General features: G+C 73.1%; 13 protein-coding genes and 1 pseudogene. 8 read left to right on the top strand and 6 right to left on the bottom strand.

The annotated features are described in order from the left end of the window. Positions 1–392 precede the first annotated feature (392 nt). Complete coding sequence (locus AY578_RS04975; protein ID WP_019523704.1) at positions 393–950, bottom strand: hypothetical protein; 558 nt, start codon at positions 948–950, stop codon at positions 393–395. Positions 951–1,245: 295 nt separating this feature from the next. On the opposite strand from AY578_RS04975, the pseudogene AY578_RS04970 reads away from it, so the two are divergent. The 3 genes and pseudogenes from AY578_RS04970 (at position 1,246) to AY578_RS04960 (ending at position 3,649) form a co-directional block, all read left to right on the top strand. Beyond that, positions 1,246–2,615, top strand: a pseudogene (locus AY578_RS04970) (peptidase C39 family protein). Between the two features lie 143 nt (positions 2,616–2,758). Next, on the top strand, positions 2,759–2,899 hold the full coding sequence (locus tag AY578_RS04965) for an SCO1431 family membrane protein (protein ID WP_019523702.1): 141 nt from the start codon (positions 2,759–2,761) through the stop codon (positions 2,897–2,899). Positions 2,900–2,992: 93 nt separating this feature from the next. Beyond that, positions 2,993–3,649, top strand: a complete 657-nt coding sequence (locus AY578_RS04960; RefSeq protein ID WP_019523701.1) for a TetR/AcrR family transcriptional regulator — start codon at positions 2,993–2,995, stop codon at positions 3,647–3,649. A gap of 85 nt (positions 3,650–3,734) precedes the next feature. Here the strand turns inward: AY578_RS04960 and AY578_RS04955 are convergent, their stop codons facing one another. Beyond that, on the bottom strand, positions 3,735–4,973 hold the full coding sequence (locus tag AY578_RS04955) for a glycoside hydrolase family 18 protein (RefSeq protein ID WP_258902119.1): 1,239 nt from the start codon (positions 4,971–4,973) through the stop codon (positions 3,735–3,737). A 334-nt stretch (positions 4,974–5,307) separates the two neighbouring features. Here AY578_RS04955 and AY578_RS04950 point away from each other — a divergent pair, with 334 nt between their 5' ends. Further along, positions 5,308–6,480 (top strand): acyl-CoA dehydrogenase family protein, encoded by a 1,173-nt coding sequence (locus AY578_RS04950; RefSeq protein WP_019523699.1) that lies wholly within the window; start codon positions 5,308–5,310, stop codon positions 6,478–6,480. Here AY578_RS04950 and AY578_RS04945 read toward each other — a convergent pair. Continuing rightward, entirely contained in the window at positions 6,443–6,697 is a 255-nt protein-coding gene (locus AY578_RS04945; protein WP_019523698.1) for a hypothetical protein, read from the bottom strand. The two genes, AY578_RS04950 and AY578_RS04945, sit on opposite strands and share 38 nt — an antisense overlap. A 138-nt stretch (positions 6,698–6,835) precedes the next feature. Then, on the bottom strand, positions 6,836–7,270 hold the full coding sequence (locus AY578_RS04940) for a hypothetical protein (RefSeq protein WP_019523697.1): 435 nt from the start codon (positions 7,268–7,270) through the stop codon (positions 6,836–6,838). A gap of 214 nt (positions 7,271–7,484) precedes the next feature. Here AY578_RS04940 and AY578_RS04935 point away from each other — a divergent pair, with 214 nt between their 5' ends. The 4 genes from AY578_RS04935 to fxsA all read left to right on the top strand — a co-directional run bounded on the left by AY578_RS04935 (position 7,485) and on the right by fxsA (position 12,147). Then, complete coding sequence (locus AY578_RS04935; protein ID WP_006136660.1) at positions 7,485–7,925, top strand: Lrp/AsnC family transcriptional regulator; 441 nt, start codon at positions 7,485–7,487, stop codon at positions 7,923–7,925. A gap of 538 nt (positions 7,926–8,463) precedes the next feature. Next, positions 8,464–10,077 (top strand): amidohydrolase, encoded by a 1,614-nt coding sequence (locus tag AY578_RS04930; protein WP_136237599.1) that lies wholly within the window; start codon positions 8,464–8,466, stop codon positions 10,075–10,077. A 539-nt stretch (positions 10,078–10,616) separates the two neighbouring features. Next, positions 10,617–11,489 (top strand): polyprenol monophosphomannose synthase, encoded by an 873-nt coding sequence (locus tag AY578_RS04925; protein ID WP_206310358.1) that lies wholly within the window; start codon positions 10,617–10,619, stop codon positions 11,487–11,489. A 67-nt stretch (positions 11,490–11,556) separates the two neighbouring features. Beyond that, positions 11,557–12,147 (top strand): FxsA family membrane protein, encoded by a 591-nt coding sequence (fxsA, locus tag AY578_RS04920; RefSeq protein ID WP_028960975.1) that lies wholly within the window; start codon positions 11,557–11,559, stop codon positions 12,145–12,147. 106 nt (positions 12,148–12,253) lie between these two features. On the opposite strand, the gene AY578_RS04915 is transcribed toward fxsA, so the two are convergent. Together AY578_RS04915 and AY578_RS04910 are read right to left on the bottom strand one after the other, a co-directional pair. Beyond that, on the bottom strand, positions 12,254–12,628 hold the full coding sequence (locus AY578_RS04915) for an RNA polymerase-binding protein RbpA (protein WP_003977404.1): 375 nt from the start codon (positions 12,626–12,628) through the stop codon (positions 12,254–12,256). A 279-nt stretch (positions 12,629–12,907) separates the two neighbouring features. Further along, on the bottom strand, positions 12,908–14,254 hold the full coding sequence (locus AY578_RS04910) for an MFS transporter (protein ID WP_258902114.1): 1,347 nt from the start codon (positions 14,252–14,254) through the stop codon (positions 12,908–12,910). Between the last annotated feature and the right edge of the window lie 24 nt (positions 14,255–14,278).

Raw genomic sequence — 14,278 nt, 5'->3', positions numbered from 1 at the left:
CCCTGTGGCCGAACCGCTGTGCCGCGGACCGGAGTTGCAAGGTGCGCGAAGCTTCGTCGTCGGTCGCACCGAGGGCATCGTACCTGCGGGGGCGCGGTGTCCGCAGGGTGCGGAGCAGGTGAAACGGAGAGGGAAGGGGGGCGCGTGGGAGGGGCGCGGAGCGTGATTCTCACCGAGGGTGATCGTCATATGCCGCTGCGCGCCCGGAAAACGTGAAAAGGGCAGAACGAAGCCCCCGATCACGGGGGAACAACCGGGGGCTTCGTGTCTGCCGGCGGCACCCGTAGGGCCGCACATTGAGAACGTAAGACCTGTACGGGCCCTCGGTCAAGCCGAGTTGGGGGACTGCGGCAACTTGTCCGGGACCGCTCTTCACAGGTTCACCACATCGTCTACGACCAGTCACCGTGCGTGAGGGAGCGCGGTGCCTCACCCGTCCCGGCAGGCCCGGGGACCACCTCGTACCCCTGCTGTCGCTGCCGTACCAGCAGGTGCGCGAAGGGGCGCGAGGGATCGTCCGCGAAGTGCGCGCGCTCCGCCGGCTCCCAGCCGTCCCAGAACTCCCGCTGCTCCTCGCCGTCCCGCGCCCGCCCCCGCGCCCAGGACTCCTCCCGCGGCACGTCCATCCACAGCAGCAGCGCCAGATACGGCCGCAGCGCCGCGCGTCCCGCGCCGACGCCCTCGACCAGCACCACCGGCGCGGCGGGCAGCGGACGCGGCGGTCCGGGGCGGCGGGCGCGCCAGTCGTAGGGGGCGTAGTGCGCGGTCTCGCCGCGGGAGAGCGGGCCGATCACCTCGTCGTGCAGCCGCGCGGTCCAGCCGAACAGCTCGTCGTGACGGGCGATGTCGTCGAGGTGCAGCACCGGGGCGCCGCCGAGCCGCTCGGCCAGCAGCCCGGCGAACGTCGACTTCCCGGACCCGGCGTGCCCGTCGACGGCGACGAGCCGCACCGGGCCGCACGAGGGAGGAAGCCGGCGGATGCGGGAGGCGAGCGGGTGAATGGCTGGTTCCCGGGCTGTGGGGGACAGGCGGACGGGAGCACTCTAGGCCCCGTCGCCCACCTGCGGTGCTTCCGCCATTGGTCCACTCCCATGTTGGTCGACGCGACGCGGCCCGGATGCTGGCAGGACCCGCCCGGCTGCGTTCATAGTGGGGCGCACACCCGCTCCATCCGCCGGACGCACACCGTCCGGCGGCCGTGCACCGGTCCCGTCCCGACTCCGAAAACCTGGGGGTCCCCCACCCATGAGCAGAGCCGAACTGCCGTCCCGCAGAACCCTTCTGGCCGCGGCGGTCGTCGCCACCGTCACCGGAAGCGCGGCGACGGCGTCCGCGGCCGTCCCGGCCGCCCCACCCGGCCCGCGGCGCCCGGGCGGGCCGCCGCCCGCACCGTCGACAACCGCGCCTGGACCACGTACACCGACTGGCGCTCCGGCACCGCCGCCGGCACCCGCGCCCAGGCGGGGCTCCGTCCCGGCGTGGTGATCGCCGAGCCGGCCGGCACCACGGACTACACCGACCCGCACACCGGCCGCACGGCCGCCTGGGAGTACGCGACCTGGACCTCGCCCGTCCACCGGCTCGCGGTCCCCTCCACCGAGGCGATCGCCTCCTGGAACGCGCAGACCCCCGAGGGCACCTGGATCCAGGTGGAGCTGAAGGGCACGTACTCCGACGGCACCGACACCCCGTGGTACGTGATGGGCCGCTGGGCCGCCGGCGACGGCGACATCCGGCGCACCTCCGTCGACGACCAGGAGGACGGCAGGAGCAGCGTGTGGACGGACACGCTCGCCGTCGACGACGCGGCCTCCGGGCTGCGCATCGCCTCCGTCCGGCTGCGCCTCACCCTGTACCGCCGCCCCGGCACCCGCCTCACCCCGACCGTGTGGCGCCTCGGCGTGATGGGCTCCGACATCCCCGACCGGTTCACCGTCCCCGCCTCGGCGCCCGGTCTCGCCAGGGAACTCCTCGTCCCGCGCTACTCCCAGGAGGTCCACAAGGGCCAGTACCCGGAGTACGACAACGGCGGCGAGGCCTGGTGCAGCCCCACCTCCTCGCAGATGATCATCGAGTACTGGGGCGGCCGGCTCAGCCCGGAGCAGCTCTCCTGGGTCGACCCCGCCTACGCCGACCCGCAGATCTGCCACGCGGCCCGCCACACCTACGACCATCAGTACGCCGGGTGCGGCAACTGGCCGTTCAACGCGGCCTACGCGGCCACCTTCCCGGGCCTCCAGGGCGTGGTCACCCGGCTGCGGTCGCTGACCGACCTGGAGACGCTGATCGCGGCGGGCATCCCGGCCATAACGTCCCAGTCGTTCCTGAAGGAGGAGCTGACAGGCGCGGGCTACGGCACCTCCGGGCACCTGATGACGGTGATCGGCTTCACCGCCGACGGCGACGTGATCGCCAACGACCCCGCCTCGCACGACAACGAGGCCGTGCGCCGCGTCTACAAGCGGCGCGAGTGGGAGAACATCTGGCTGCGCACCAAGCGGTACAACGCCTCCGGGAAGGTCGTCTCCGGCACCGGCGGCGTCTGCTACCTGTACTTCCCGGCCCGCCCGACCCCCCGCCAGCGCAAGGCGCTCGCGGCGGTGGGCGTGCGCTGAGCCGCTGCGCGCGGCGGGCCCCGGCCGCCACCGGGGCCCGCCGCGTGTGAGCAACCTCTCGGCCGGATCCGCCGTTTCCGGTGGCAAGGTGGACGACGTCGGTTGTGGGGGGATCCACGCACCACGGAGACCAGGTAGAAGTCATGAGCGCCAACGCAGCCACCGTCACCCGTGCCCGTACCGGCGGACCCCGTGAGAACGGTCCGGAGATCCTTGAGCACGTCCTGGGCTGGACCCTCGTCGTGGTCGTCGCGATGCTGGTGACGCAGCTGGGACTGCTGTAGTCCCGTGGACGTGAGCGGCCCTGCCGCGGCGCGGACCGACCTGCCATACTCCTGCGGGACCGTCCCGCCCCCCGCAGGAGACCAGGGCCGACATTGAACATCAGCCAGCAGTCCGCCGTGCCTCCCTCGGCCCGCGGCACCCGGCGAGCGTCGGCCCGTCGCGCCGAACTCATCGCCATCGGACGCCGCTTGTTCGCCGACCGGTCCTACGACGCGCTGTCGATGGACGACATCGCACGCCAGGCGCGGGTCGCCAAGGGCCTGATCTACTACTACTTCCACTCCAAGCGCGGCTACTACCTGGCGATCATCGAGGACTCGGTGACGGGTCTGGTCACGATGGCCGCGAGCGGCGACGCGCTGCCGCCCGTGGAGCGGGTGCAGCGCACCATCGACAGCTATCTGCGGTACGCGGAGCAGAACCAGGCCGCCTACCGCGCGATCGTGAGCGGCGGCGTCGGCTTCGACGCCGAGGTGCACGCCATCCGGGACGGGGTGCGCGAGGCGATCGTCGCCACCATCGCCGAGGGCGCCTACGGCCGCTCCGACATCGCCCCGGTGGCGCGGATGGGGCTGCTGGCCTGGGTGTGCAGCGTGGAGGGCGCGGTGCTGGCCTGGGTCGACCGGCCCGAGCTGTCCCGCGAGACCATGTGCGCGCTGCTGGTGAAGACGCTCGGCGGGGCGATGCGCGCCGTCGAGGAACTGGACCCCGCCTATCCGGCCCCGGAGCCCGCGCGCCGCGACGGCTGACGCGGGGGCAGGCCGCCGGGGAACACGCGTGGGGCGGGAGTCCCCCCGTGGAACCCCCGCCCCGCGCGGGTCCGGCAGCCGGCGGCTACCGGATGGCCTTGATCAGCTCACCGTTCGCGGTGTCGCCGCTGAGCTCCCAGAAGAACGTGCCGCCCAGACCCTGCTGGTTCTTCCACTCGGTCTTGGAGGCGACGGTCCCGGGGGTGTCGTAGCTCCACCACTGGTCGCCGCACTTGGCGTAGGCGGTGCCGCCCACCGTGCCGGTCGCGGGGCACTTGTCCTTGAGGACCTTGTAGTCGTCGATCCCCGCCTCGTACGTGCCCGGCGCGGGACCGGTCGCGGTGCCGCCGGGCTCCGCCTGGGTGACGCCGGTCCAGCCGCGGCCGTAGAAGCCGATGCCGAGCAGCAGCTTGTCCGCGGGGATGCCCAGGCCCTTCAGCTTCGCGATGGTCGCCGCGCTGTTGTACTCGGCCTTCGGGATGCCGTCGTACGAGGTCAGCGGCGAGTGCGGGGCGGTCGGCCCGGCGGTGTCCCAGGCGCCGAAGAAGTCGTACGTCATCGGGTTGTACCAGTCGACGTACTGGGCGGCGCCCGCGTAGTCGGCCGCGTCGATCTTGCCGCCCCCGGTGGCGTCCGCGGGGATGGCGGCGGTGACCAGGGCGTCGGGGCCGAACGCGGAGCGCAGCGCCGCCATCAGCTCGCGGTAGGCGTCACGGCCGCTGGTGTCGCAGGTGGCGCCGCAGGCGTTGGGGTACTCCCAGTCGATGTCGATGCCGTCGAAGACGTCGGCCCAGCGCGGGTCCTCGACCAGGTCGAGGCAGGACTGCGCGAAGGCGGCCGGGTTCTTCGCGGCCTCGCCGAAGTCGCCGGACCAGGTCCAGCCGCCGAAGGACCAGATGACCTTGAGGCCGGGGTGCTTCTCCTTCAGCTTGCGCAGCTGGTTGAAGGTGCCGCGCAGGGGCTGGTCCCAGGTGTCGGCGGCCCCGTCGACGGACTCCTCGGCGGTGTAGGCCCGGTCGGTGGCCGCGTAGGCGTCGCCGAGGGCGCACGTGCCGCCGGTGACGTTGCCGAAGGCGTAGTTGATGTGGGTGAGCCGGTCCGCGGAACCGGACGTCTCGATGTTCTTGACGTAGTACTTCCGGTCGTACGTGCCCCATTCGGTGAAGTAGCCGACGACCTTCGAACCGGCGGCGGCCTCCTGAGCCGAGGTCGCCGCGGTGGCGGTCGAGGTGCCCGTGCCGGCGAGCAGTCCGGCGCCGAGCACGGCGGTACAGGCGGCGGACACGAGCGCCCGCAGCGTGCGGGGGCGGTGGGGGGATGGCATCCGGTGTCTCCTCGTGGGGGAGGGGAGAGCCGCGTCGATTGGCATGAACGCGGTGACTCGGGTTGGAGCGAAACCCTAGAAGGACTAGACCAGTTGGTCAATGGTGCGGACCAATGTGATCGCGGAAAGGGCCTCCGTGAAGTGTCACGAAGTAAGCGGTCGTTAACTGGTGACGCGATGCCGCCGATCGGGCATACTCACAGCGCACAGCCGCTGGTCAGCTGCTTCCGAGACCCGGGAGTGCAAGCATCGGCCCGGCACCGGAACGACCCGGCGGAGCCGCCTCCACCCAAGGCGCACGCCGATGTGCCCCAACAGGGAGGAGAGCGACGTCATGCCCGACCGCGCCCCGCAGCCGGTGGACCGGCTACTGCCCACGGACGAGGCCCGGGACCTGCTCACGCTCGTCCGCGACATCGCGCAGCGCGAGGTCGCCCCCAGGGCCGCCGAGGAGGAGGAAGCCGGCCGCTTCCCGCGCGAGCTGTTCACCCTGTTGTCCGAGTCCGGCCTGCTCGGCCTGCCCTACGACTCCGAGTACGGCGGCGGAGACCAGCCCTACGAGGTCTACCTCCAGGTCCTGGAGGAGCTCGCCCGCGCCCGCCTCACCGTCGCCCTCGGCGTCAGCGTGCACACCCTCGCCACCTATCCGCTCGCCGCCTACGGCACCAAGGAGCAGCGCGCGGAGCATCTGCCCGCCGTGCTCGGCGGCGGACTGCTCGGCGGCTACTGCCTCTCCGAGCCCTCCTCCGGCTCCGACGCCGCCTCCCTGCGCACCCGCGCGGTCCGCGACGGGGACGACTGGGTCATCGACGGCACCAAGGCGTGGATCACCCACGGCGGCGTCGCCGACTTCTACACGGTCATGGCCCGCACCGGCGGCGAGGGGGCGCGCGGCGTCAGCGCGTTCCTGGTGCCCGGGGACGCCGAGGGGATCGGCGCTGCCGCGCCGGAGAAGAAGATGGGCATGAAGGGCTCGCCCACCGCCCAGGTCCACTTCGACGGTGTCCGGGTGCCCGACGCGCGCCGTATCGGCGAGGAGGGGCAGGGGTTCGCCATCGCCCTGTCCGCGCTCGACGGCGGCCGGCTCGGCATCGCCGCGTGCGCTATCGGCGTGGCCCAGGCGGCGCTGGACGAGGCCGTCGGCTACGCCACCGAGCGGCGCCAGTTCGGCCGGCCGATCGCCGACTTCCAGGGGCTGCGCTTCATGCTCGCCGACATGGCCACCCAGATCGAGGCGGGACGCGCGCTGTACCTGGCGGCGGCCCGGCTGCGCGACGCGGGACGGCCGTTCGGCAAGCAGGCCGCCATGGCCAAGCTGCACTGCACCGACACCGCGATGCGGGTCACCACCGACGCCGTGCAGATCCTCGGCGGCTACGGCTACACTGCCGACTTCCCCGCCGAGCGCTACATGCGCGAGGCGAAGGTGCTGCAGATCGTCGAGGGCACCAACCAGATCCAGCGCATGGTCATCGCCCGCCACCTCGCGGGGCCGGAGACGCGCTGAACCGGCCGAAACCCCGCCAGGGCTCGGCGAGCCGCGCCCACTCGGGGTCGTGCCGTCCCGGCACCGTGCGGCCCCGGTCCGTCCACGTCCGCAGCATCTCGCGGTAGATCGGCGGGTCCGGGAACTGCGGCGGCGGGACGGTCACGGCCGCCTCGACGGGCGGCGGCACGAACACCTGGCGCTGACGCCCGGTCGTCGAGTACGTGGGGGTCGTCATGCCCGGCCAACGCGCGAACGGGCGGCCGGGTCACCGGCCCGCCGATTAGAGCGTGCGTTCAGAGATGCCCCGTGCGGCGGACACCGGCGCCGGCCGGGGTGAGGCGGAGGCTCTCCTCCGCCTCACCCCGGCCCCAGCTCAGGCGGCCTCGCGCCGCATCACCGGGAACCGGATCGGACGAGATCCCGGTCCGCCCACGTGGGAGAAGGGCTGGGTCCGCCAGTCGAGTCCCTGAGGGAGCGTCAGCAGCAGGGCGGTGTCCTGCTCCTGGGGCGTGACGGTCTCGTCCGCGGGACGGGCCTCGGACGCCCGGCGGCCCGTGCCGGGGCAGACCGTGAGTCCGAACGGGTTCCACGGCGAGGCGCACAGGGCGTGCTCCGGCAGGATCTCCTCGTCCGCCAGGAGGGCGATGGGCTGCGAGCAGTCCGGGCACACGACCCGGAACATCTCGAAGGTGTCGTACGCGTCGAAGTCGTCGTCCGGGGTTCCGGGTTCGACGTACTCCGGCTCGGGCGTGACGACGGGCTGCTGCCGCTTGGACGTGGTACGACCAGGGCGCTTAAGACTCTGCATTGGGTTCTCCCCCTCGGGCTGGGCCGTTCAGGCGCTGCGGCCTCGACCACAGCAAGCACTTCCCTCCACCCCTGGGGGGTAATCACGGGAACATCACGGAGACGGCCCCAAGTGTGTGGTCTTCGTCACATGCCGCTCGCAGGTGCCGTCCACGGGCCTCGCGCGCGGCCGTTCCGGTATCCGAGGCGATCAAGCGCCCTGTAGGTTCAGCGCCATGGAGGAGCTGGACCGACAGATCGTGCAGCTGCTCGTCAAGGACGGGCGGATGAGCTACACGGACCTGGGCAAGGCCACGGGCCTGTCCACGTCGGCCGTGCACCAGCGGGTGCGACGGCTGGAGCAGCGCGGCGTCATCCGCGGTTACGCGGCGGTGGTCGACCCGGAGGCGGTCGGCCTGCCGATGACCGCGTTCATCTCGGTCAAACCGTTCGACCCCAGCGCCCCCGACGACATCGCGGACCGCCTCGCCGGCGTCCCCGAGATCGAGGCGTGCCACAGCGTGGCGGGCGACGAGAACTACATCCTCAAGGTCCGCGTGGCGACCCCGCACGAGCTCGAGGAACTCCTCGCGCGCGTGCGCTCCCTGGCGGGGGTGTCGACCCGCACGACGGTGGTCCTGTCGACGCCGTACGAGGCACGGCCGCCGCGCATCTGAGCCCTGCGGGCTCGCTCGGCTCGTGGTGTGCGGCGCACTCGGAGGACTCGGCGGACTCGGCGGGCCCGGTGGACCGGGTATGCGCCATGAGCCTCCGCACGGTGCGGCCGGGCCCGGGCCGTATCGGGTGGCTCGGCGCCGGCGGCGGTCGTCGTGCCTGGTGGCCGTCTGCCGTGGGCGGGACCGCGGGCAGCGCGGAGCCGCCTCCGGGAGCCGGCGCTCGGAACCGCCCGCGGGCGGTTCCGAGCGGGACGGCGGCGGCAGCAGGCGGGGCGTCTGCCGCGCGGAGCCGCGTGGCGGGGCGGACGGACGGTCTCCGGCGATTGCGTCCCGTGGCACGGGACGTCTCCGCGCCGGTGGCGTCACTGCGCGCGTGGGCAATGCGGCGCCGTGGCCTCCCTCGCGGGTGTATCCAGGGCGCACCCGCGCCCCGGCGTGCGCCGCGACGTGCGGGGAGGGGAAGCCACCCCTCCCGCCCTCCGCGCCCCGAGCGGGACCTGCGTGCCGGAGCGTGCGCGCGGCGCGCGAGACTAAGGGCATGAGTGAACGTACCGCCCCGCCGCCCACCGTCCTGCTCCGCCGTGGAGAGGTGCACAGCCCCGCCGACCCCTTCGCCACCGCGATGGTCGTCGAGCGAGGGCAGGTCGCCTGGGTGGGTTCCGAGGGCGCCGCCGACGCCTTCGCGGACGGTGTCGACGAGGTGGTCGACCTCGACGGGGCGCTGGTCACCCCGGCGTTCACCGACGCGCACGTCCACACCACCGCCACCGGCCTCGCCCTCACCGGCCTGGACCTGTCCACCGCCGCGTCCCTGGAGGACGCCCTCGCCCGGGTGCGGGAGTTCGCCGCAGCCCGCCCCGACGACCGCGTGCTCCTCGGGCACGGCTGGGACGCCGCCCGCTGGCCCGGCGGCCGGCCCCCGACGCGCGCGGAGCTCGACGAGGCCACCGGAGGCCGTCCGCTCTACCTGAGCCGCATCGACGTGCACTCCGCCGTCGTCTCCACCGCGCTGCTCGACCTCGTCGCCGGCAGCGCGACCCGCGTGACCCGCGAGGACCGCCCTCTCACCGGCGACGACCACCACGTGGTGCGCGCCGCCGCGCTGGGCGCCGTCACCCCCGCCCAGCGTGAAGCCGCCCAGCGCGCCGCCCTCGCCCACGCGGCCTCCCTCGGCATCGGCACGGTGCACGAGTGCGGCGGCCCCGAGATCTCCTCCGAGGACGACTTCACCGGCCTGCTGCGCCTGGCCCGCGAGGAGCCCGGCCCCCGCGTCGTCGGCTACTGGGCCGAGCAGGACGTCGCGAAGGCCCGCGAGCTGGGCGCGCTCGGCGCGGCGGGCGACCTCTTCGCCGACGGCGCCCTCGGCTCGCACACCGCCTGCCTGCACGAGCCGTACGCCGACGCCGCCCACACCGGCACCGCCCACCTCGACGCGGACGCGGTCGCCGCCCATGTGGCCGCCTGCACCGAGGCGGGTCTCCAGGCGGGCTTCCACGCCATCGGCGACGCCGCCGTGAGCACCGTGGTCGACGGCGTCCGCGCGGCCGCCGAGAAGCTCGGCCTCGCCCGCGTACGCGCCGCCCGGCACCGCGTCGAGCACGCCGAGATGGTCACCGCGGAGACGATCGCCGCGTTCGCCGAGCTCGGCCTCACCGCCTCCGTCCAGCCCGCCTTCGACGCGCTGTGGGGCGGCGAGGACGGCATGTACGCGCAGCGGCTCGGCGTCGAGCGCGCCCGCACGCTCAACCCGTTCGCCGCGCTGCTGCGGGCCGGCGTGCCGCTCGCCTTCGGCTCCGACAGCCCGGTCACCCCGCTCGACCCCTGGGGCACGGTCCGGGCGGCCGCCTTCCATCGCACCCCCGGGCACCGCGTCTCCGTCCGCGCCGCCTTCACCGCCCACACCCGCGGCGGCTGGCGGGCCACCGGACGGGACGACGCGGGCGTCCTGGTGCCCGGAGCCCCGGCCGACTACGCCGTCTGGCGCACCGGCGAACTCGTCGTCCAGGCGCCCGACGACCGGGTGGCCCGCTGGTCCACCGACCCGAGGTCCGGCACCCCCGGCCTGCCCGACCTCACCCCCGGCCGTGACCTGCCCGTCTGCCTGCGCACGGTGGTCGGCGGCCGCACCGTCTTCGTACGGCCGGGCGAGTGATCTGCACGGGCGGCGCGGTGGGCGATCATGGACCGCGCCCTCGTCGCGCGACCTGCGCATCCTCGCCCCTGACCAGGCATGAGCCGCACACTGCGCAGGTGGAACGGCTGTTGACAGGCGGCCGCAGGGGGCCGGTAGGTTCGGCCGGGTCCACCACCGGACGCCCGACCGGAGACCGTCCGGCCACTCGGGCCGGCGCCGCTGGGTCAGGGACGGTGTGCCGCACCGGTGCACCGTCGCTGGGAGCCAGGCTCAGCGCGGCGCGGGACCGAGGGACGTGTCCGCCGGCCGGGGAGGTGCGACCCCGGGTGGGGCCCGGGCGCTCAGTAGACAACGGCTCCAGGTGATCCGCAGCCGGCGGGTCCCGGGCCGGCCCGAAGGGCGCCGGGCCCCCATCCGCCGTCCGCCCGCACCCGGTGGAAGAAGATGTGCTTACCCGATGATCGGGAAACGACACCACCATATGTACGTCCTGTCACGTCACGGCAGCCCGTGCACACTAAGGTGGGGTCCTGCGCACAGGACATGAAGGGGCAGTAGTGAACGACGGCGACGGGACCCTCGCGGCAGGATCCCAGGGGCGGAAATTCGGCCCGCTCGGTACGGCTCTGGTGATCATCCCCACGTACAACGAGGCGGAGAACATCAAGGCGATCGTCGGACGCGTGCGCACGGCCGTTCCCGAGGCGCACGTCCTCGTGGCCGACGACAACAGCCCCGACGGCACCGGCAAGCTCGCCGACGAGCTGGCCGCCGAGGACGACCACGTCCACGTGCTGCACCGCAAGGGCAAGGAAGGCCTCGGCGCCGCGTACCTCGCGGGCTTCCGCTGGGGCCTGGAGCACGGCTACGGCGTACTGGTCGAGATGGACGCCGACGGCTCCCACCAGCCCGAGGAGCTGCCCCGGCTGCTCACCGCCCTCAAGGGCGCCGATCTGGTGCTCGGCTCCCGCTGGGTGCCCGGCGGCCGCGTGGTGAACTGGCCGAAGTCCCGCGAGTTCATCTCCCGCGGCGGCAGTTTCTACTCACGCATGGCGCTCGACCTGCCGCTGCGCGACATCACCGGCGGCTTCCGCGCGTTCCGGCGCGAGACGCTGGAGGGCCTCGGCCTCGGAGAGGTCGCCTCCCAGGGCTACTGCTTCCAGGTCGACCTCGCCCGGCGCGCGGTGAAGGCCGGCTACCACGTCGTCGAGGTGCCCATCACCTTCGTGGAGCGCGAGCTCGGCGACTCCAAGATGAGCAAGGACATCCTCGTCGAGGCGCTGTGGCGGGTCACCGCCTGGGGCGTGGGGGAGAGGGTCGGCAAGGTCCTCGGCCGCGCCGACGACAGCAAGCCCAGCCGGCCCCGCGCCGGAAAGGCCGTACCGGTCAAGGAGACGACGCCCTCGGACGACGGGCGCTCCAAGCCGTAGACCCGGCCCCCGTGGGCCGCCGGGCCCGCTTATCCCGTGCTGAGCCGGGCCCAGGCACACTGGACGTATGACGACTGGTGCTCAGAGTCCGTACCCCGCCCGGCCCCGGCGCTCCCGGCTGCGCACGCTGCTGCCGCTCGGCGTCGCCGCATGGCTCGTGCTGGAGATCTGGCTGCTGACCCTGGTCGCCGGTGCGTCGAGCGGTCTGGTCGTCCTCCTGATCCTGCTGGCCGGCGTCGTCCTCGGCTCGTACGTGATCAAGCGGGCGGGCCGCCGCGCCTTCCGGAACCTCACCGAGACCGTGCAACAGCAGCAGGGCGGCGCACCGGTGACCCCGGGCGCCCGGCCCAACAGCGAGGGCAACGGGCTGACGATGCTGGGCGGTCTGCTGATCGTCCTGCCCGGTCTGGTCTCCGACGCACTGGGACTGCTCCTGCTGGTGCCGCCGGTCCAGAAGGCCGTCAGCCGCTACGCGGAGCGGACCTTCGAGCGCAAGCTCCGCGAGGCCGCCGCGCAGAGCCCGCTGGGGGACGCCTTCACCCGGGCCCGTATGCGGCACCCGGACGGCAAGGTGGTCCAGGGCGAGGTCGTCCGGGACGAGCCCGGAAGCGGCCCCGGGAACACCTCGCAGGGGCCACGGCCCCCGCTGACCAAGTAGGGGAGTCCCCGGACGCGTCCGGGCACACGGACAGGACCGAGGGCGCCGTACGAGTACGGCGCCCTCGGTCCTGTCTCTGTGCGTCCTGGCGGAACTCCCGCCGGGATCAGGCCGACTTGCGGCTGTCCCGCGGATGCACCGCGATGTTCATCGCACCGGAACGCAGAACGGCGAGACGCTCCTCGAGGACCTCTTCGAGTTCCTCACGGGTGCGCCGCTCCATCAGCATGTCCCAGTGCGTACGCGCAGGCTTGGCCTTCTTCTCCTCCGGACCGTCTCCGTCCACCAGGAGTGCCTGGGCACCGCAGACCTTGCACTCCCACTCCGGCGGGATCTCCGCCTCGACCGAGAAGGGCATCTCGAAGCGGTGCCCCTTCTCGCATGCGTACTCCACGGCCTGGCGGGGGGCCAGGTCGATGCCGCGGTCCGTCTCGTAGCTGGTCACCACGAGGCGCGTGCCGCGAAGAGCTCGCTCACTCATGAATCGTGCCTCCCGGGCTTGTCGCCCACAGGACAGGTGTCGCTGTCGTCGTCATCCGGTCAACGTCCGGTCGGCGGTAAAGATTCCCGTTCCGAGTCGCGTCCCGGGTCATGTGTCGCCGTCGTGGCCGCAGCCTTTGTCAACCAGTGCAGTACCCACCGACGCCCGGTTTGTCACATCTGGTCACAGATGTCACACAGCGGTTCGGCATCTTTGACGCGCAGTAACGGTACGCCTGGCAGGCCAAACGCGTACACTACCGCCCTTTCACGTCGAACGCTAAATCCGCTCGGGCACCGGGTTGCCCGCGTCGGTGATCGCCCGCCGTACGGGTACCCGCGCGAGCAGGACGAATCCCAGGACGAAGAAGCCCACCAGGGAGACGATCGCGTCCCGGTAGCTGCCGGTGAGCTGGTACGTCAGGCCGAACAGCAGCGGCCCGAGCCAGCTCAGCCCCCGGTCGCTGATCTCGTACGCGGAGAAGTACTCGGCCTCCTTGCCGGGCGGGACCAGGTGGGAGAAGAGGGAGCGGGACAGGGCCTGGCTGCCGCCGAGGACCAGGCCGATCCCGGCGGCCAGCACGAAGAACCAGACGGGCGCGCCGGCCGGCAGGAAGTATCCGGCGGCCAGCGTCAGCGTCCAGGCGACCAGCGAGCCGAGGATCGTGCGCTTCGCCCCGTACCGCTGGGCGAGCCGGCCCAGCAGCAGCGCGCCCGCCACCGCCAGCACCTGGACCAGCAGCACCGCCACGATCAGCGTCGACTGCCCGAGCCCCAGCTCCTTCGAGCCGTACACGGACGCCTGGGAGATCACCGTCTGGATGCCGTCGTTGTAGACGAGGTACGCCAGCAGGAAGGCGAGCGTCAGCGGGTGCCGGCGCATGTCGCGGACGGTCGCCGCCAGCTGCCGGAACCCCGGCAGGGCCGCCTCGCGCGCGGGGGCACGGCGGTCCCGCAGCCGGCGCAGGGGTATCAGCGCGAACGCGCCCCACCACAGCCCGGCCGACGCCAGGCAGATCCGCACCGCCATGCCCTCGGACACACCGAAGCTGTCGTGCCCCGTGTAGAGGACGAGGTTCGCCACCAGCACCAGCGCGCCCGCCGCGTAGCCGAAGGCCCAGCCGCGCGAGGAGACGGCGTCGCGCTCCTCCGGCGGCGCGATCTGCGGCAGGTAGGAGTTGTAGAGCATCATCGCGACCGACTGCGCCGCGTTCGCCACCACCAGCAGCAGACCGCCCAGCAGATAGCGGTCGCCGTCGAGGAAGAACATGCCCGCGGTGGCGGCGGCGCCCGTGTACGCGGCCGCCGCGAGCAGCGGCTTCTTGCGCCCGGTGCGGTCCGCGGCGGCGCCCACCAGCGGCATCACCAGCACCGCGACGACCACCGACAGGGACACCGCGTACGCGAAGAACGACCCCGCGCGCACCGGCACGCCCAGCGGGTGCACAAAGCCGTCCGCGTCGGCGGCGGCCTCGGCGACCGTGGTCAGGTAGGGGCCGAGGAACACGGTGAGCACGCTCGTGGAGTACACGGAGCAGGCCCAGTCGTAGAAGTACCAGCCGCGCTGCTCGCGCCGCCGTCCGGCGCTGTCGTCCGCCGCCGGTGACCGCACGGTGTCGGTGTCCACCCGTGCCCTCGCTTCCCCGTGTGC

Source organism: Streptomyces thermocarboxydus, from assembly GCF_024760485.1.
Taxonomy (GTDB): domain Bacteria; phylum Actinomycetota; class Actinomycetes; order Streptomycetales; family Streptomycetaceae; genus Streptomyces; species Streptomyces cellulosae.
Note: the sequence above shows the minus strand (reverse complement) of the source record. Positions and strands in the feature narration are given on the sequence as shown.